Here is a 19,006-nt window from a genome sequence, read left to right as displayed (position 1 = left end):
AAAAAATTTTGAAGTCTTTTATCTGTACTTAATATGTCAATAATTTACGGAGTCTCAGAAGGCTCATCCTTCTTCTTGTATACGGTGCAAGTCGGAGACTGTCGGAAACCGCTTCTCCCGGCAATCCAATATCACGGACTCTGCTTACGCACCCGGCCTTGCTCATCATTTCCTGCATATCTGTCACAGCTGGCAGCGCATCAATGATCTGCATGATCTCCGGCAGTGCATCACTGAGCTGTCTTGTGCTGATCGCATCCAGAAGTTCCGGTGCATTCTCCTTCTCGATAGCATTGAGAACACCTTTTTTCCCGAATGTGCTCTGCAGAAATTCCCGGTCTTCCTCTATGTGAGTATGCACTTTACAGGTTTTTCTGCGGATAGCATCTGCAATCTTCTTATATTCAATAAGGGCAACCATGGTTCCTGCTGAAACTTTTTCCCCATGAAGTGCATCCAGATGTCCGTTAAGAACTTCCATATCCCAAAGATGAACAAGATGATGCTCTGCTCCTGATGCTGGTCTGGAATTCCCGGTCATCTGCATGGCAAGCCCTGAAAGTACCAGTGCATACATCAGCTTCTCACAGGCATCTTCCTCTCCTGCTGCAATCTCCTTCAGGTTATCCTTCACCATCCGCAGTGCTCTTGTTTCCAGATTTACCACTTCTGCACAGTAGTATTCATCGGTAAGGAGACTGGATATTTTCCAGTCAGCCAGGGCAATATATTTACCCAAAATGTCCGACACACCTGCTGCTGTAAGTCTCTTCGGTGCTTTTGCAAAAATATCCGTATCTGCAAAAACATAAAGAGGTGCCTCAGCTGTCACTGCTTTCTTCACGCCATTCCACGTCATATCTGCCACTGTAGAAGTAAATCCGTCTGAACTGGCTGCGGTGGGCACAGAAACGAAAGGAATCCGGTACTGATGGGCAACAAATCTGCTGAGGTCATGAATAGTACCTGCACCTACCGCAAGTACAAGATCAATATCCTCTTCCATATAATTTTCCACGATCTCCACAGCTCTCTCATCTGCTTCAAGATCCTCGGCATCCAGGATCAGTACCTGACACCGGTCGTAGATATCTTCCATCAGTTCTTCTGTTACTTTGTAACTGCTGGTGTCACAGATCAGAAGCGGGGAAATATATTCTCTCAGATTTCCGTCTGACATCTCTTCTTCCAGTTTCCCGATAGCTCCCGATTCAATAATGATTTCCTTAACGTCTATGTGGTGCTCCCTCCCGCAGCTGCAAGGTCGGGCAAAATCGTCCGCATCGACTCGCATGTATTTATATCCTCCTGACTTATCTTGATAATTCACAGCGTATTTTATTTTCCGCTGAATGATACAATATTACAGTTTGGTATTATACAGGATTTTTATTTATTACGCAATGATAGAGTTCAACTTGTTTCATCATATAGCAAAAATCCTTTATTTTCAAGGATTTCCGGTGTTTCTACGCCAAACAATGTTTCGTCTGGTTGCGTCTATTTTCTTTTGTTTGTCACAAAAATTGTCATAATAAAAAGCCACGCCCAATAAAGGGAATGGCTCTGATTATTACATTACATTTTCAAGCTTTTTCATTTCATTCTGTACTCTTGCAGCATCTACATGATTGTATATGTTCATTGTAATGCTTATGTCACTATGTCCCATGATCATTTGTAAAACTTTGATATCTAGACCAGCTTCTGCACATCTGGTGCAAAACGTATGTCTCAGCATATGAGGCGTGATCTTTGGCATTTGTTCCTCATGAGTACGATTATACTTTCCTAACGCCCACTGAAAATGTTTTTCCCAATGGAGTGCTACCTCAGGCATATCTTTTTTATCCAGGAATAAGAATCGACTATATCCATCTATAATCGGCTCAACCCTTACTTTTTTACGGTTTTTCACAATCTGTTCAAAACATTCATAAACAAGATTCATTTCTCTGGCAATGTCTGCATCACTCATATCCATAAAATATGATAATAACACAACATTCCTTTTCTTTTCAGTAAGTGTCTGCAGTGCTTCAGCAATCAATGCATCTTTGACTTCTATGTCGTAACCCAGGACCTGAAAACGATGTGTTTCCATTTCATGCTCATCCATTATAAAAAGTCTGCTCAACTCCTTTTCTGATAATTCTGACAACATCACTTCATACTTCTGGCGATATGCCATATGCTTTTCATAATTAATAACTTCACTTTTCAATGCCAGCTTGCACAGAGAATCAAACTGATGTCTGACTGTCTGCTCATCTTGAAAAGAGGATTGCTCCATAAGAGTTCACCTCCTTCCCCGCCGGTAGGCAATAAGCAAAGTTCTTGCTTCCCCTTCACACATATCCCAAACGGATAAGTGCATTTGTCGGGGTGTGGGAAGAAATTTTTAAAAAATTTCTTAATAAATACGAGAAAATTGTTTTTCCTGTATTTTGAGGTATATAAAAAACGTCCTAATGGGTAGTTTTTAGCCCATCGGACGCTATTTATATCAAAAGATAATATTTTGCCATCATTTTTTGTGGCATATAATTCACTTTTTGAGGTAAAGAAATTTATTTGCTTTTTTGAACTATTTATCTATTTCATCCGTCACGTAATGACGGATATGATACCAGACAATAAAATTCTTAATCTTTCCTATACCTCCGGATCTGTTTTACGGAAATTCAGAATTTTATATGTCTTATCAAGCGGATATTCGCAATCCGCTTCGCTACTTGCTCATAACCGAATAACTGCTCCGCAGTTTATCAGAAGGAGTTTGCACTCCTCCTGATACAAGCAAGTCCCCACCCACTGCTTATTGCTTTTCGCAATTGAAGCAAGGGACTTACTTGATTCTGTCAAAAAGTGAAATATCACCCTCTTTTTTAGTGAAATATTAGTTCATTTTCTTTCAATAAAGGGAACTATACACTAAACATGGAGGTGTATCATATGCCAAAACAAACAGATAAAGAACTGGGATTGTTTTTTAAGAACGCCCGACACGAGCAAAAATTGACTTATGAAGAATTAGCTGAAAAAGCAGAAATGTCCAGCCGATATTTAAAGGAAATTGAAAATGGGGGCCGAGTTCCCAGTTTTCATAAAATCAGAAAACTGGTACGCGCTTTAAATGTTCCTCCTGAACCATTGTTTTATCCAAACAATCATACAGATAATCTTGATTATCAACGCCTGCTCATGTACCTGTCAAAATGCAACGATGAGCAAATTACCGCTATCCTTGCCATCGTAGAAGCATACCTGCGCACATACAAAATTCCTACAGACCACGATAAACAAGATCCCTGAAATTCATTTGAATTCTATCTGAATTATTCTGAAGAAGCGGTATGGTTTCCCATACCGCCACTCTTAACGTACATATTTTTCTATCATTCTCTTAACATTTGTGGATTTCTTTATTGCCCCTATATTAATAAGAAACTCAACTACATCCATCATTCCCTGGTAATAAGCCCGCTGCTCCTCTTCATAATGGAAATGTTCTAACTGATCCAGATATTTATTCCAGAAATTCTGCTCACGCTCTGGAATTTTTTCCAGATGTAGTGGCAGCTTCTTTTGTATTTGTTTCAAATTCTTCTCTGCTTCTTTCCATTCTTCCGGCTGTACTGTATATTCTCTTTCTCCGGAATCACAGCGCAATTCCTCAAATAAATTCGACACTGCTTCATAAAATTCATTCATCTTCTTTCCACCTCTCATTAGAATTATTTCTCATTACAGGCAGCGTTATCATTTTCTTATTTCAAAAATCAAATAAACTTTCCAAAACTTCATCTTTAGAAGTATAGTAACAATGTTTTTCCTTAAAATCAATAATAATACTTCATCTTTAGAAACTTTTGAGGATCAGAATGATTATTTATTGGGATAAAAAAACGAACAGTAAAAACAGAATAGGACAACGGGCAAAAGAATTACGAAAGGCTCATAATCTTACTCAGAAAACACTCGCTGCCAAATTACAACTTGCAGGATATGATTTTAATGATCTGGCAATCCTGCGAATTGAACAAGGCACACGTTTCGTTCCCGACTACGAAGTTGTCGCACTGGCCGAAGTATTTAATGTTTCCTGCGAATATCTTCTTGGTCTGACGGACGCTCCTGCAAAATAATTCAATTGTATTGCTGCCCATTCTATGCTAAACTATGGATAGATACTTCTGAACAACATACACTATTTATAAACCGTATGATTGGAGTGATTTCATGGAATTAACAAAAAAAGTCCCTACAACCGATAAAAACCAGGAAAACAATCATCTTCTCCGCATGTTAGACCGGGGAATTGATGATATGGAAGCTGGTCGTGAATTGCCACTGGAAGATGCTTTTCGCAAAATCACAGAATTAAGGGATGCACGAAGAAATGCAAGAATATAAAATTATTTTAACCTGGGAAGCAATTTACGATGTCACAGACATTGCAGATTATATTGAAGAAGAATTCGGCCAGCAACGTGCTGACCGTTTTCAATCTGATCTGAAAGAACAAATGCAGAATTTAAGCCAGTTCAGTACTGCCTTTCCCCGAACTCAAATTCTGTACAGAGGATATTCCATACATAAAAGATCTTTTCCGCCATCTATTATTTTTTATATTATAATGGAAGAAACAAAAGAGATTCATATTCTCCGAGTGTTGCGCCATGAACGAGATTGGGAAAATATCCTGTTGCAAAGATCAACTTATACATATCCAGAATAAATACCCGGAAGCCGATCAGAGATTCTTTCTGAAAGGCTTCCTTTTTAATTACTTCCCACTGTCAATTAAATCATAACTCATATCCAGAAAATCCAGCGTCTTAGCTTCACTGACAGATTCATCCAGAAGAATCGTAATCCAGTGCCGTTTATTCATATGATACCCCGGTAAAAATCCATACGTTTGAATTAACATCCCAACCAGATAAGGGTCACATTTTACATCCAGGATATTAATTTTTCCATCTTCTTCTAATCCCAGTGTTTTCTTTTCCACTGCCATAATTATAGCATACCATTTTCCATTTTTATGTCGAAGCACCGCAGAATCAGGATCTTTTTTCCATAAATATTCCGGTTCAGTTCCATATTGCTCTTTCACATATTGAAAAATTTCTTCACGTTTCAAATTTATCCCTCACTTACGATTTCTTGCTCTGATTATACGCTATCAGGATTATATTCTCAACCACTTCTCACAGTTCTATTTATGTTTTATAGCTTTTGCATAGCCTGCTTTGCAGGCTACACCCCAAAAGAAGCAAGCACTGCCAGTGTCATGACAACTGGCTCATTTTGTCAAATTCCCTTTCCGGTTCATTCTACCAAAATGTATCAGGAAGTATCCCTGGCCCTCTCATATTTTATAATTTCTTAATTTGACGCTTTCACCCAGTCCTGTTAAAATAACTTACAGATACATCTGTCCAAACCAACATAAAACCAAGTACCATAACTGTCATAGCCGAACTGGTTAGACAGTTTTTTTGTACTCTTTTTTATAGAAAAAAACGAATTGGAGGATTTCAATGAGCAAACGTACCAGAATTCATCCCGTACAATTTTATTTGAATGATGACGAACAATACATTTTAGAAGAAAAATATTGTCTTTCCAGAATGAAAAGCAAATCTGCCTTTCTACGGAAAATGATTTTATATGGATTCGTATATGAAGTAGACTACTCTCATATCCGAAAAATGAATACCCTGCTGGGCAATATCGGCAGCAATTTGAATCAGATCACCCATCGTATAAACAGTACCAATACAGTTTACCAAAAGGACCTGGACGATATAAAGGAGTTAATGGAAAAAATATGGCAGTTACAAAAATCCATGGTATCAAAACAACCGTTGATAAAGCAATAGAATACATCTGCAATCCAGATAAAACAGACCAGAAACTATATATTTCTTCCTTTGCCTGCTCTCCTGAAACAGCAGTTCTTGACTTTAAATACACTTTGGATCACACACATGACTGCCGAGATGTGCATAATGCAAATAAGGCATTTCATCTGATTCAGGCATTTTCCCCTGATGAAGTTTCCTATGAAGAAGCCCATCAGATTGGCAAAGAACTTGCGAATCGCTTACTGGAGGGAAAATACTCCTATGTTCTGACAACACACACTGATAAAGGTCATGTACATAACCATTTGATTTTCTGTTCTGCAGATAATATCACTTTTTCTCATTATCATGACTGTAAAAAGAATTACTGGAAAATACGAAATCTCAGCGACACTTTATGTAAAGAACATAACCTGTCCACAATTATGCCAAATGGTAAAAAAGGAATGAAATACAATGAATGGGCTGCAAATAAATCTGAATCCAGTAAAAAAGCGCAGCTGCGAAAAGATATCAACCAGACAATCCGAATCGTTTCCACTTACTCAGAATTTCTTGCATTTATGGAAGCTAAAGGATATGAAATAAAAAACGCAGAATTTGGCGAAAGCAGCAGGAAATACATTACCTTTCGTTCTCCCGATATGTCCCGTCCAGTGCGTGGAAGTGCTAAATCTTTAGGAAAAAATTTTACTAAGGAACGTATCAAAGAACGTATTGAGAATAAACTCCAGAGAACTGCCATTTCTTCTGTTCGCAAGAAGTTAATAGACACCAACGCTCCCAATATAACAGGAAACATCGGCCTTCAGAAATGGGCAAATAAAGAAAATTTAAAAATTGTCTCTGCTGAATATAACAAGATGCTCACACATAACCTACATAATTTTTCAGAACTTGAAGACCGCATAGCCTTGTTACATATGCAGCAAAAAGAGGTAAATACCTCTGTTGTTTCTCTCGAGTCTCAGATACACCATCTTCGAGAAATGCTAAAATATGCCGAACAATATCAAAAAAATAAAATTTATGACGACCATTATAAAAGTTCCAAAGATCCAGATCGTTATTTCCGTAAATATGAATCTCAAATTATCCTTTTCGCTGGTGCCGAGCATATTTTACAGGAAAATGGTATAGACCTGAAACAGCTCAATACCAATAAGTTACAAGCTCAAATTTCAGAGCTTATTTCCAGAAAGAAGTCAATAAATACTCAATATGTTTCCTTTCGGAAAGAAATGAAAGAGTTGGAATTGATACATCAAAACTTGTCCAAGTATCTAAAACCGGATGATCCTGAAATAGAAAAATCTTCCCATAACAAACTTCCTTCTTTGTAAAACCATAATAATAGGCAGCGATTTCACTCGCTGCCTAAATTCCCGTTAAACCGATATCCTACACCTCGTACTGTTTGTATATATAATGGCTGTCCAGGATCATCTTCTATTTTTTCTCTGATATTGCAGATATGTCGCATAACCACATTATAATCACCGGAATAAGGTTCATTCCATACCAGATCATAAACCATTTCTTTTCCAAATATTCTACCTGGACTTTTCGCTAAAAGAAGTAAAATATCATATTCATATTTTGAAAGATGAACATCACTATCATTCTTTTTAACAATTCGTTCCTGTAGATATATTTTTAATTCTCCAAACCTTATAATTTCCGGTATGAATTGGTTTTTATGTTCCCAGCTAGTCAATATGTTTTCACTTATGCTTCCATTAGCATCTGTGATTCTCTCAATAATTTCTATCTTTTTCACCTTTATTGCCTCTACATTATTAATTTTATATTCTATATATCATCTGCCATTTGACTTTTTTCTTCTACAAGTAATATAATATATTTATTACATATGTAGGATTTAGCAGGAGGATTTTATTATGTCACTACCCCAAATTTCAGAAGCCGAATTTGAAGTTATGAAAATTGTATGGAAATATGCTCCCATCAATACAAATGAAATTACAGAAAAACTTACTCTAACTACCAGCTGGAGTCCAAAAACAATTCAAACTCTTATCAAGAGACTTGTTTCCAAAAAAGCTCTTTCCTACGAAAAACAAAGCCGGGTATTTGTCTATACTCCATTAGTCCAAGAAGATGAATATATACGCCAGGAAAGCAATTCTTTTTTAAAGCGATATTATAATGGAAATCTTTCTTCTATGCTGGCTTCTTACCTTGAAGACGATAAGCTCTCTTCAACAGAAATTGATAACTTACGCCATTTATTATCAAAACATCAGAAATAGGAGGTTTTGAATGAGCAACTGGATTATCCACTTTTTAATCAGTAATATCTTCATATGTATTTTTACACTTGTAATAATCGGAACAAAAAAACTTCTGAAAAAATATTTATCTGCGGCTACACAGTACCATCTCTGTTTTCTTTTATTTTTACTACTTGCCGTGCCATTTTTTCCTGTACAGATTCATGGCTCACAACTTTTTTCATGGTTACATTTTTTTCAAACTGACTCAGGACTTAACTCTGGTACCGACACGCTATCCGAACTTACCAGTAATACACAAAATATTTTGTTAAACCAGGTGAATGATTTTTCAGTTTCCATCAGTAGTCAATTTTCTGGAGGCTTGAATACCATACTCTTTCTAATATGGATAACGGGTGTTATGATTATGTCAGTCCTCACCCTTCATTCATTAAACTATGTACGTTCCATAAAAAGATCTGCTCTCCCGCTTCAAAATCAGCAGGTAAAAACTATTTATTACAATTGTTTAAAGGAACTTAAAATCTCTCACCCAGTATCAGTCTACAGTACTGCATTTTTAAAATCACCAGTTTTAATCGGAATAATACATCCCAGAATTTACATTCCCATCCATTTAATTTCCGAACTGAATCCTGATGATATGCGTTTTATGCTGCTACACGAATTACAGCATTACCGTCACAAAGATACATTTATTGGCTTCCTCATGGTCATAAGTAATATACTCTACTGGTTTAACCCTTTTGTGTGGTACACTTTAAAAGAAATTCTCTGTGACCGTGAAATAGCCTGTGATTCTGCTGTATTGCAGATGATTTCTGCTGATGAATACCAAGCTTATGGAACTACACTGATTAATTTTGCAGAAAAAATATCCTCTTTTTCCTCTCCACTGGCAGTTGGAATGTCCGGAAATTTCAGGCAGATGAAACGACGTATTCTCAACATCGCCGTTTTTAGGAAAGAAACTCTTTATCAAAAAATGAGAGCATTGATAATTTATCTGGTCATTAGTGCTGTTTTTATTGGATGTACACCCATTTTATCCATTGATGCCTCTACTCAAAGCGTATATCATTTTAGTGATACAGACAAAAATATCTCCCTGTTAGATATATCCGAAACATTTGGAACATATGATGGATCATTTGTTTTGTATGACAATAATTTGGATTCCTGGAAAATATACGATCTTGAAGAAGCCACCAAACGTATTCCGCCAGAGTCTACCTACAAAATATACGATGCATTATTAGGGTTGGAATCCGGAATCATCACACCAGAACACTCTTCCATGACATGGAATGGTGATGCCTTTCCTTTTCCATCCTGGGAAGCTGATCAGGATTTAAACTCTGCTATGCAAAATTCCGTTAACTGGTATTTCCAGGCAATTGATTCGCAGCTCGGAATTAACAGAGTCCAGGAATTTTTGAATAAAATAGAATATGGAAACCAGACAACCAGTTCAAATCTGGATTTATACTGGTCCGATTTTTCATTAAAAATCTCGCCTTTAGAGCAAGTAACATTATTGAAAAAATTTAACACAAATGAATTCCATCTAAATTCCCAAAATGTATTTTCTGTTAAAAATGCTATAAAAATTGCCAGTACACCTAATGGTAATTTCTACGGAAAAACTGGAACCGGTCGTGTCAACGGACAGGATATCAACGGCTGGTTTATCGGATATGTAGAAACTTCCGATAACAGCTATTATTTTGCAACCAATATCCAAAGTGATTCTAATGCAACTGGAAAAAAAGCATTTGAAATCACTTCTAATATCTTAAAAAAATTACATATATGGAATTAACAAATATGAAAGGGCTGATAGTTGTTATCAGTTCTTTCTTTTTATTCTATATTGATATTTGGGAACTTCTTTCGTACCATTATTCAGAATTTTATTCCCCATATATTTAAAACTCTTATCATCGTTGAACTTAACAGTCAGCTCACTTGTAATAACGGCATCATTACATATAAATGTATCACATACAGCATCAACAACCAGCACATTGTTTCCCTCTCCGCTATCTCTTATTTCAACGACCTCCGGTAAAGATGTTCCAAAATAAGTAGGGCTATAATTTAAACAACCTAATCGTTCCCAGTCATAAGTTTGATGTTCCGAATCAAATACTGCCCATTTTTTAATTTGCTCCGCTGTTATCGGCAAAAACTCCATTATCAGATTTTCAAACTCTTCTGCCGGAATTCCACTTGAGTTACCTGAAAACTCATATCTCTCCCCGTATTTCATTCGATATAAATATTCATATAAACCATTATAATCTAACCCTTCCATATCAGATCTATCCCAATCAGAACATAAAAGATTATTCCCCTGATATCCAAGCAAATACACACACCTCTTTGAAACTTCCCTGCATTCATCACTTAAAGGTTTAATTCTTATCATAGAACTGCCATCAACCGCTTCTGATACTTCCGGATATTTTGGAACACATAGCGTATAACCAAACCAGCCTTTTTCTGTATATTTCCATTCTTCTATCCTTGTATACGAAACATATACAATAGATGGATTGTCGTTCATACCCCAAACAACTTTCACAGCCAACAAATACATATCTGTCCCATCATAATTGAATTTGAGTCTTTCTATCCCACCATCCCTGTTAATCCTATATAAGACGATATCTCCTGGCAGATCCTGTTCTGCCTTGAAAAGAAATTCTTCCATTTTAGAATAATTAGCCATATTTGAATACGGCGCTGATGTAATAACAGGGACATTTTTTTCCTTTAATACTTCCTGCATTTCTTCCATTACTGTCTCAGAAACTACTACATTCGATGAAGTCCCTTTATCCGCCTTTTGATAAATGACTTTCATCTGATTCATAACATTCTTACAATCTTCAATAGCTTCTTCTTTCACGACTTCATCTACTGGCAAATCATATCCTCTTTCTTGTACAGCATAATTCGCAGTTTCCTGTGAAATATATTCTAAATCAGCCCCTTTACATTTTGTATTTCCTATGAAAAAGCATCCCGAAATAAATAAAACGCTCATCATCTTTTTCAGTTTTCTTTTTGTAATCATATCAATTATCTCCATAACATTCCTCCCACTTTTCGTCTGATAATCTTTCTGTATACCAGGTAACCTCTATTTCTGACCTTGATACATAATTGGATACATATTGAAATCTATCTTTATCTAACAGCCGAATGGTTACGCTATGACAAAACGCCTGATCTAATTCTTTTTGTGGCCATACCGCATTTACTTCCAGTGTTATTGTTCCATCTTGATTTTCTATGTAGGAAACAACTTCCGGATATGGAATATATGGTGTGGGAGCAAAATCATATACGATTCCTCTGGTTCGATACCGATATGTCTGTATTTCTGTGTGAAATACCGTTCCTGTCTGCAGTATCTCTGCGCTTATATTAAAATATTTTTGAAATATCGTTTCAAATGATTCTTTTGGGATTTCATAAGTCTTTCCTTCCTTAAATTCATCAGTTTTTTCTTCCATTGAAAGTAAACGATCAAAAACATCATAAAAATTTATTCCATCATAATTTTTTTCACTCCAATTAGAAGTAAACAATTTATTAAGTGTATATCCAAAAGGAAGTATATATTTTCGATTCAACTCCCGACATTTTTTATTTAACGGTGCTACCCGAAAGTCCCGATATCCAGACGGTCCATCATATCCTGCCGGATGATATTCTTCTATAAAGAAATGCCCGTTTTCTGTATATTTCCATGAATTAGCTCTAAACTCATGATAATATGTTTCCTGCCAAGTGTCCTCTTTCCATTTAAAAGAGCTTACTTCAACGTCTATTTTCCCCTGTTTGGTTTTCAGATCATACCGGATAAAATGATCCCCTGCTATAACTTGAAATATAGTAGTTTTTCCATTCTTCTCTTTTTCTGCTTTTTTCAAAAAATCATCTACTTTAATACTTTGAACCATATCCAGCTGATTGTAGGAATCAATTACTGCATATCCATATTTTCCAAAATAATCCATACTTTTTTGTATTGTACTCAGCTCATATAGTGCATTTTCTTTCACAGCATTCTCATATATGTTCCGATAGCCTTCTGCTAGCATTTCACACTCTCTGTAAATTTTTTCTTTCGTATCTTCAATTGTCTTTTTCTGCTCTTTCTTTATGCCACATCCACTACAGACAGCAAGAAAAATAACTCCCACAAATATTTTCCAAATTTTTTTCATATCATTTTCCTCTTACATTTGTAATATTTAAAGGTAAAAATTATTCATTACCAAGATATTCATCCAGTATCGCCTTATCCTTTTCCACCACATAACCGCTTCCTCCAATATCTTTCACATTCTCTACCATACTGATGAGCAAAATAGGATTCTTTGTATCTCTATCTGTAGTAAAAACTGTAAACCAGCCAATTTCTGTTCCAGATGTATCTTCTTTTGTAGCTTTCAGTTCCGCTGTTCCGGTTTTTCCTGCTAATCTAATGTCTTCCCGGCATGCTCCATAACCAGTTCCTTCCGGGTTATTCACTACACCCTCTAACCCCTCCATAACCTCCGAAACAATTTGTGGTGAAAAAGCATCTTTTATCCAGATTTCACTGGAAGTGCTTCCACCATCCGCGTGAAGATATGGCTTTATCATATTTCCATCATTTAGAAAAGCCGTATAAATGCTTGCAAGATGCAAAGGATTTACCAGAATCTGTCCCTGTCCATACCCACTGTCAGCAAGCTGGATTTCTGTTTCTATCTTGTCCATATTAGAATATTGGGACTCTGACATTTTAATATCAAATGGAAGTTCCTGATTAAATCCTATTTGATTTAGAGACTGCATCAGTTGATCCGCACCAATTTTTAATGCTGCTTTTGCAAAATAAATATTATCTGAATAAATAAGCGCATTTTTCAAGATCACAGGTTCATAATCATGAAGTGTAGTCACTGTATAATCTCCCCACGAGGAATCTTTCTGCCACGCCAGACCCTCATTTCCAAAATCGTCATTTGCAGTAAATGCCCCCACTTTTAATCCAATTGCAGCAATTACAGGTTTAAAAGTTGAGCCAGGACACCATGTCTGGCGAAAGCGGTTGTATAAAGGCCTGTCTTCATTTTCATTTAATGCACTCCACTGGCTGTTGTCCATTCCACGTACAAAATCATTATTATCATAAGATGGCGTACTTACCAACGCCAATACTTCCCCTGTATAAGGATTCAAAGCTACAGAACATCCTCTGTCTTCTTTAAATTGTTCATAAAGAGTACTTTGAAGATCACCATCAATCGTAGTATGGATATCTTCTCCATCTTTTCTAGGCTCATATGCAATAACACTTTTTTTATTTCCATTTGCATCTACAATACAGATTTCACACCCATCTGTTCCTTTTAGTTCTTTTTCATAAAGCATTTCCAGTCCAGTCTTTCCAATCACACTGTTTGTACGATACCCTTCCCCTTTATGTTCCTGCAAATCCTCGGCTGTAACCGCCTGTACATACCCTACCAGATGAGAGGCAGCTTCTTTTAGATAATAAGTTCGTACTTTTACATCAGATAACATAATACCTGGAATCTTCAATAATGTGTCCTGCTTTTCTTTTTCTTCCAGAACAGTTTCATCCGGATTCACTGTCAGAAGATCGACCTCTTGTATTTTAGGAATTGTTGCTACTGGTACAAAAGAATCTGCTTTTACCCAATCGGCTTTTAACTTATCCTCAATTTCGTCTGCTCCAATTCCAAGATACTCTGCCAGTTTTTTTATTGTATCTTCCCTGTTCTCCATTCTGCCCGGAACAATTCCTACCGAAGATGCAGTTCCCTCTCCAGCCAGCTGGCGACCATTTCTGTCTAAAATATTTCCTCTTTTTGCCTCTTCTAACGTTACCTGAACTTTATCCGTTGCAGATAACTCTGGAAAAATCAACTGATCCTGCCAGATTAAATGATATCCTGTCCAGTTATGTGAAAATACCGCATTGTTGGTAAATTCTACATTTCCTGCAGCAGTCTGCATATTTGTTATATAGGAAACTGCCGCATTTCCGTTTTCTTTTCTTTTTGCTGTAATATCGGTTATGGACAGATCAGACATCTCAATGCCTTCATATATTTTAGAATTTCGTTCTATAAATTCTTCCTTACTGTTCATGCTGCTTTTTTTCTGATCCAGCATGGCATACATTTGCTCATATTCCCCTTTTTCAATATATTTCATATATTCCATTAGTCTTTTTTCAGGAACATTACGATTCATTATTGTTACAATACCGATTCCACCACCAATCAATATACCGCTAAATAAAACTATTTTTGTGATAATCTTCGTGTGTTTTTTTCTTTTCTTTTTTCTCATATAGTTTTATTTCTCCTTTTTTCGTATTTTCTTAAATATTACACTTGTAATATTTAAACGTCAAGCTTTTTCTTAGGTTTATATATGTAAACAAAAGAAAAGATTTGGATAAAAAAGAAAGGGCATCTCAAAGCTTCTTTGATAAAGAACTTTACGACACCCTGAGGTAATGGTTTCTCCGGATGTTTCCCAAACGCTATAATCACTCTCCAGAAGAACCAAAAACGATTTTTAATTTTCTCTCAGAAAAAAAGAACTACTCTAAATCTGCTGATCTTTGAAATAACCCTGCTCGTTTCTTATAATCACAAACATATTCAGGCAACACATTCTTTGCTGGCAGATTATTATAGCGGAAAACGCAACAAATCCCTTTATTAACTTTTGTTCCATATATTTCCTGTACCAATCCTATTGTTTCATCATCTGAACAAAAGCTCTTCGGAATCTCCCTACAATCCCTGATAATAACGCAAATCTGTTTACTATGTCCTCTCTGTCAGTATACAAGCCAGCTAATCTCTTTATTATAGTATCTAAATACTTCTTCCCAATTCCACTACTCAAAATTTCTTCAGTCTCTGTTTCTGCAGATGTGTTTTTATATCAGCCAGAGTTTCCCTGGCTGAATTCTTCCAATATATACCTGTTAACACTTCTCAATGCTGACACTTTTTCCTTCGCTTCTCATCTTTCACCTGCTATACTGCACTCTGGCTTGAATTCATTCCCCCTCTTCCAGTTCCGATTTATAATCTTCCAAGTGTGCTTTGGATTTTTCTACTTCTTTATTTTCCTGCTCCTGTGCTTTTGCCCTTGCCTGAAACTCTTTCAACGACTGCAGTACAGATTTTTTCAGTTCTCCTTTTTCACCCTTTGCAGGCTCTTTGTTTTGTTCCCGGTTCGGTTCTACTGATACGGATTCTTTCTTGACTGGTGCTTCTGGAACTTCCTGTTTCACTTCCACAGTCTGTTCTGCTTCCTGCACTTTTCCATGTTTCTCATTCAGATACTTTTCCATATCGTTAATTGCTTTCTGTACCAATGGACTTTCCTTATAATGCGGAATCATATCTATCAGTTCCCTGTCTACTCTGTCCCAACACATCAGTTCGTACTCTCCAGAATAATCCTTATCCCCGTCCTACAGGTCAAAACCAATCCCTTTGCCTCCATGCAGTCGATCTGCCGGAATACTTTCATAAATCTTAATCGCTTCTTCCAGAGTAAGATTATTATGGTATTCTCCCATGACCGGAAACTCCATACACTCTGCCACATAAAAAGTAATCGTAGCTTCCGGCTGTTCCTGTTCTGATTGTCTGGTAAAGATAGAAAAGGTTTCTGCATTTTCCAGGCGGGAAAGTAATGACCGGGCAGTTATCACATCACTGTCTATATCAGATTCTTCCGATACTTCAACCAGCCAGTCCTTTAAACACCCTGTTTTCTGATTCAAAATGTCCTCTGTGATTTTCTCCACCTGTTCTTCCCTGTTCTCAACGGTATCTTTATATTCGTAAGTGTCATATTCATAGCTGAAATTATCTAAATCCACCGCCAGCTTTTTGATCTCCTGCTGATCAAGGTAAGCATCTGCTTCCTTCATATATTCTGCCAGAGTGATTCTTTCTTCGGCAATAGGATTGATGTCCACCTTAATACCTGCCATTGCGATGCCATGAGCATTTAATTCATTGAAGAAACTGTCCTCCCGGATATTGCCACGATAAGAAAGCACCACATCAAGGTCAGAATCACCTCTGTAAAGTTCCTCTCTGCTTCTAGAACCATGCACCCTTGCTGCAAGCAGCTCTACTTCATTTTCTAATCCCATATCTTCCAGAATACCCTGTGCGTGATACAAGACACCCCGTTCCACTTCTGCCCTGCTAAGACCATTTAATGCAACCTCATCTCTTCCAATCTCAGAAGTCGCACGAAGTTCACCTGCCTGTAGTAAGTCTTTGGAATGTTGGATGGTCATTGCTTCAAATTCCTTGTAATCCACTTTGACGCACTCCATATCATCCATTCTTTCACTTTTCAAGATTTCATAAGTAGCCTTCTGAACAGATATATCTGGATTATCGTAATCGCCCGCATTGATTTCATGCAGATCAGAATCATAGAAAATGTAAAAATAGCCTTCTTCCGTTTCCTGTACGGTCAGATACCCTTTGCTCTTGGTAAACTGCATTGCAATTCCCTCACAGGTATCTACTGCCTTTTCCCGGTCATAGTCCTCAAAAATACTTGGAGGACAGTTCTTTAATAACTGTGTAAGCTGCATCTGTCGTTCATTCGCTTCTTCCACTTCTGCCATTAAATCTTCATAATCAACGTAAACTGCATTTTCCAGGGACACATCTTCGTCCTCCAGAATATCTTCTATTGCCTGTCGCATAGAAATATCAGGATTGTCATAAACACCACCGTCAATCTCATCGTAATCCAAAGCATAAAAGGTATAATCATATCCTTCCTCTGTTCTCTGGATTGCAAAATACTTATCGTCAATCTTATATGCAAGTTCATCCGGCTCTATTTCCGGCATAAGTCCTTCCACAGAAATCCCTTTCTCCTGCAGATATTCTGAAATAGCTTCCAATGCTCCTGCATCATACCCATTCCGGAGATCTTCGGCTACAAGCTGACCATGTTCCGATACGATAATCCCTGCCACATCTGAACCATACTCATCATGCTCCATGAAGAAGAACTTCTCTCCTGCATACTCTTTTTCATCTACTGTATGCCAGGTTCCATCATGTCCGTCTGCTTCAAATCCTCTGGTATCTGCTGTAATGGTGACTTCCGCTTCATCTAATGCCTGTTCAATCTTCTGCATCCGAATCTCTGCTCTTGCCATGTCAATAAATCCGTCCAACACCGCTGGATGGCTTTCTATCACATAATCCTGATTCAGATTCTTTCCCTGATTGATATTTTCCGGAATTTCGATATGTTCTGCCCAGTCTTTGTTCTGTCTGGAAAATCTGCCATCATAGGAAAGTTCCCGGAGCGTATTCGCTATAACAAACGTCATACGCTCTTTCCCAAACTGTTCCAGCACTTGTCTTGCGGCATCTTCCTTTAAATGCAGTCCATCAAAATTTAATACGATTGCTTCTTCAATAGCTTTCTTACAATCAATGTTGAACTTTCTGGAATCCAGATATGTCTATCAATAAGCAACAAAACAAACATAATAAGCCATATCCCCCATGCGATCCAACAGCCTATTCCTTGATATTGGATATCTATGATTATTCCAATAATAAAAGGAACTGACATAAACATCATTCTTTTTCCATATGCCTTACACATAGCATTCTCATCGTATTTCTTTCGTTCATCCGCTGATTTCATATTATAACCCGACAAGAATTTAGCAGCTTTTCCTTCTGATTTATAAAACCACATTCCAAACAAAAACATAATCACTGCCATCATAAAGTCAAAAACAATATAGAACATATAATACAATTTCTCCTTTCAGCCAATCACTCTTATCTCTTTGAATTTTCTACATTACTCTTCAGCTTTGACCAAACATAGCAAATCAGTATATCCTGACTGCATAAGTAATTGCTTAAAACCAGACATCACTTCTTCTTTTGTATAATTATTATTTTTCAAAAACTCACTATCCTTCTCACTAAGGTATTGGTAGAAAAGAGCTGCTGCCATTACCTCATTTCTGTCTGTATAATCAATGCTATCTAAAAGTATATTCTCTGCTTCGTTAATTTTCCCAGAATCAATCATATCAAGAAAATCTTTCAAATTTTTCCCTGATACTTCATATTTATTTTCTTTTTCAAGTTCAACAGAAACATACTTTTTCCCAAACATTAAAGAAAATAATACTCTTACCATTTCTTTTATCATTCGCATAATATAGTCTTTTTCGTCTGTGAAATACATTTTTCACCTCCATAACTACCGATTTCTCTGTTTCAAAAACTGGAATTTATTTTAATATCCATGGTCAACATGTTGCCATTGTCCGCCATTTGTTCTAACTAAAATCCACTTCCAATCATTGTATGTACTATTTGGATTCAGAGAACCATCTCCTCCAGATGAATCAATATCGAATGAAGATAGCAAAACAATGACTTCATCTGCATTGTTCCTATCTGCCCAATCTTGATGGTCTTTAGAGCTGTCATCCCCTGCATAATAAATTTCTGTAAGAGTACATCCATTCCAGTTGCTCTTAAACTCTTTTTTTATGGTGTCAATAGCAGCTGCAATATCCTCTTCAGAATATATTTCAGATTCTACATTATGCGTGTTTACTTCATTAACACTTCCACCACAAGCACTCAAACTAAATACAAGCAGAATACATAGCATTGCACATACAATCTTTTTCATAATTCACACTACCCCCATCAATTCCGATTTCTCAGTTTCAAAAACTGGAAGTTATAAACATCTTTGCAAATATACCATATCTATTAACTGTACACCACACTC

19 protein-coding genes and 1 pseudogene are annotated in these 19,006 nt (G+C 36.8%); 8 read left to right on the top strand and 12 right to left on the bottom strand.

The window, feature by feature from the left end; translation table 11 throughout:
* Positions 1–28: 28 nt before the first annotated feature.
* Positions 29–1,294, bottom strand: a complete 1,266-nt coding sequence (locus HFM85_RS14265) for a sn-glycerol-1-phosphate dehydrogenase (protein ID WP_173738970.1) — start codon at positions 1,292–1,294, stop codon at positions 29–31.
* Positions 1,295–1,573: 279 nt separating this feature from the next.
* The gene (locus HFM85_RS16855; RefSeq protein ID WP_330594919.1) at positions 1,574–2,224 is read right to left on the bottom strand and encodes a tyrosine-type recombinase/integrase; all 651 of its coding nucleotides are present in this window, start codon (positions 2,222–2,224) and stop codon (positions 1,574–1,576) included.
* A 731-nt stretch (positions 2,225–2,955) separates the two neighbouring features.
* Between HFM85_RS16855 and HFM85_RS14250 the strand changes: the two genes are divergently transcribed.
* Complete coding sequence (locus HFM85_RS14250; RefSeq protein ID WP_015524620.1) at positions 2,956–3,315, top strand: helix-turn-helix domain-containing protein; 360 nt, start codon at positions 2,956–2,958, stop codon at positions 3,313–3,315.
* Between the two features lie 63 nt (positions 3,316–3,378).
* Here the strand turns inward: HFM85_RS14250 and HFM85_RS14245 are convergent, their stop codons facing one another.
* A complete protein-coding gene (locus HFM85_RS14245; RefSeq protein ID WP_243873898.1) occupies positions 3,379–3,714 on the bottom strand; it encodes a hypothetical protein in 336 nt (111 codons plus the stop codon).
* 170 nt (positions 3,715–3,884) lie between these two features.
* Between HFM85_RS14245 and HFM85_RS14240 the strand changes: the two genes are divergently transcribed.
* From HFM85_RS14240 to HFM85_RS14230, 3 genes are all read left to right on the top strand, one after another.
* A complete protein-coding gene (locus HFM85_RS14240) occupies positions 3,885–4,148 on the top strand; it encodes a helix-turn-helix domain-containing protein (RefSeq protein ID WP_173738621.1) in 264 nt (87 codons plus the stop codon).
* A 94-nt stretch (positions 4,149–4,242) separates the two neighbouring features.
* Entirely contained in the window at positions 4,243–4,416 is a 174-nt protein-coding gene (locus HFM85_RS14235; protein ID WP_005426514.1) for a hypothetical protein, read from the top strand.
* Complete coding sequence (locus HFM85_RS14230; RefSeq protein ID WP_055059021.1) at positions 4,403–4,741, top strand: type II toxin-antitoxin system RelE/ParE family toxin; 339 nt, start codon at positions 4,403–4,405, stop codon at positions 4,739–4,741. Before HFM85_RS14235 ends, HFM85_RS14230 begins: the two co-directional genes overlap by 14 nt.
* A 48-nt stretch (positions 4,742–4,789) precedes the next feature.
* Here the strand turns inward: HFM85_RS14230 and HFM85_RS14225 are convergent, their stop codons facing one another.
* On the bottom strand, positions 4,790–5,149 hold the full coding sequence (locus HFM85_RS14225; RefSeq protein WP_173738620.1) for an MmcQ/YjbR family DNA-binding protein: 360 nt from the start codon (positions 5,147–5,149) through the stop codon (positions 4,790–4,792).
* 400 nt (positions 5,150–5,549) lie between these two features.
* Between HFM85_RS14225 and HFM85_RS14220 the strand changes: the two genes are divergently transcribed.
* Positions 5,550–5,891: a MobC family plasmid mobilization relaxosome protein gene (locus HFM85_RS14220; protein WP_173738619.1), complete on the top strand. Its 342-nt coding sequence runs from the start codon at positions 5,550–5,552 to the stop codon at positions 5,889–5,891.
* On the top strand, positions 5,840–7,219 hold the full coding sequence (locus HFM85_RS14215; protein ID WP_173738618.1) for a relaxase/mobilization nuclease domain-containing protein: 1,380 nt from the start codon (positions 5,840–5,842) through the stop codon (positions 7,217–7,219). The genes HFM85_RS14220 and HFM85_RS14215 overlap by 52 nt, the downstream gene beginning before the upstream one ends.
* A 23-nt stretch (positions 7,220–7,242) precedes the next feature.
* Here the strand turns inward: HFM85_RS14215 and HFM85_RS14210 are convergent, their stop codons facing one another.
* The gene (locus tag HFM85_RS14210; protein ID WP_005426519.1) at positions 7,243–7,656 is read right to left on the bottom strand and encodes a winged helix-turn-helix domain-containing protein; all 414 of its coding nucleotides are present in this window, start codon (positions 7,654–7,656) and stop codon (positions 7,243–7,245) included.
* A gap of 118 nt (positions 7,657–7,774) precedes the next feature.
* On the opposite strand from HFM85_RS14210, the gene HFM85_RS14205 reads away from it, so the two are divergent.
* Together HFM85_RS14205 and HFM85_RS14200 are read left to right on the top strand one after the other, a co-directional pair.
* Positions 7,775–8,149, top strand: coding sequence for a BlaI/MecI/CopY family transcriptional regulator (locus HFM85_RS14205; RefSeq protein WP_092073165.1), 375 nt, complete (start codon positions 7,775–7,777; stop codon positions 8,147–8,149).
* 10 nt (positions 8,150–8,159) lie between these two features.
* On the top strand, positions 8,160–9,956 hold the full coding sequence (locus HFM85_RS14200; RefSeq protein WP_117628248.1) for a BlaR1 family beta-lactam sensor/signal transducer: 1,797 nt from the start codon (positions 8,160–8,162) through the stop codon (positions 9,954–9,956).
* 27 nt (positions 9,957–9,983) lie between these two features.
* Here HFM85_RS14200 and HFM85_RS14195 read toward each other — a convergent pair whose 3' ends face one another.
* The 7 genes and pseudogenes from HFM85_RS14195 to HFM85_RS14165 all read right to left on the bottom strand — a co-directional run bounded on the left by HFM85_RS14195 (position 9,984) and on the right by HFM85_RS14165 (position 18,904).
* Positions 9,984–11,231, bottom strand: a complete 1,248-nt coding sequence (locus HFM85_RS14195; RefSeq protein ID WP_173738617.1) for a DUF6070 family protein — start codon at positions 11,229–11,231, stop codon at positions 9,984–9,986.
* A complete protein-coding gene (locus HFM85_RS14190) occupies positions 11,218–12,375 on the bottom strand; it encodes a DUF6070 family protein (protein ID WP_062807810.1) in 1,158 nt (385 codons plus the stop codon). The genes HFM85_RS14195 and HFM85_RS14190 overlap by 14 nt, the downstream gene beginning before the upstream one ends.
* A gap of 40 nt (positions 12,376–12,415) precedes the next feature.
* On the bottom strand, positions 12,416–14,518 hold the full coding sequence (locus HFM85_RS14185; RefSeq protein WP_173738616.1) for a penicillin-binding transpeptidase domain-containing protein: 2,103 nt from the start codon (positions 14,516–14,518) through the stop codon (positions 12,416–12,418).
* Positions 14,519–15,242: 724 nt separating this feature from the next.
* A pseudogene (locus tag HFM85_RS14180) lies at positions 15,243–17,645 on the bottom strand (LPD16 domain-containing protein).
* The gene (locus tag HFM85_RS14175) at positions 17,636–17,998 is read right to left on the bottom strand and encodes a DUF3784 domain-containing protein (RefSeq protein WP_243873897.1); all 363 of its coding nucleotides are present in this window, start codon (positions 17,996–17,998) and stop codon (positions 17,636–17,638) included. The pseudogene HFM85_RS14180 and the gene HFM85_RS14175 overlap by 10 nt, the downstream one beginning before the upstream one ends.
* A 54-nt stretch (positions 17,999–18,052) precedes the next feature.
* The gene (locus tag HFM85_RS14170) at positions 18,053–18,448 is read right to left on the bottom strand and encodes a DUF6483 family protein (RefSeq protein WP_005337294.1); all 396 of its coding nucleotides are present in this window, start codon (positions 18,446–18,448) and stop codon (positions 18,053–18,055) included.
* A 51-nt stretch (positions 18,449–18,499) separates the two neighbouring features.
* Positions 18,500–18,904, bottom strand: coding sequence for an LptM family lipoprotein (locus HFM85_RS14165; RefSeq protein ID WP_119235663.1), 405 nt, complete (start codon positions 18,902–18,904; stop codon positions 18,500–18,502).
* Between the last annotated feature and the right edge of the window lie 102 nt (positions 18,905–19,006).

The sequence above is a fragment of the Blautia schinkii genome, assembly GCF_013304825.1.
In the GTDB taxonomy this organism is placed as follows: domain Bacteria; phylum Bacillota; class Clostridia; order Lachnospirales; family Lachnospiraceae; genus Blautia_A; species Blautia_A schinkii_B.
The sequence above is the reverse complement of the archived record's forward strand: the minus strand, read 5'-3'. Positions and strand labels throughout refer to the sequence as shown.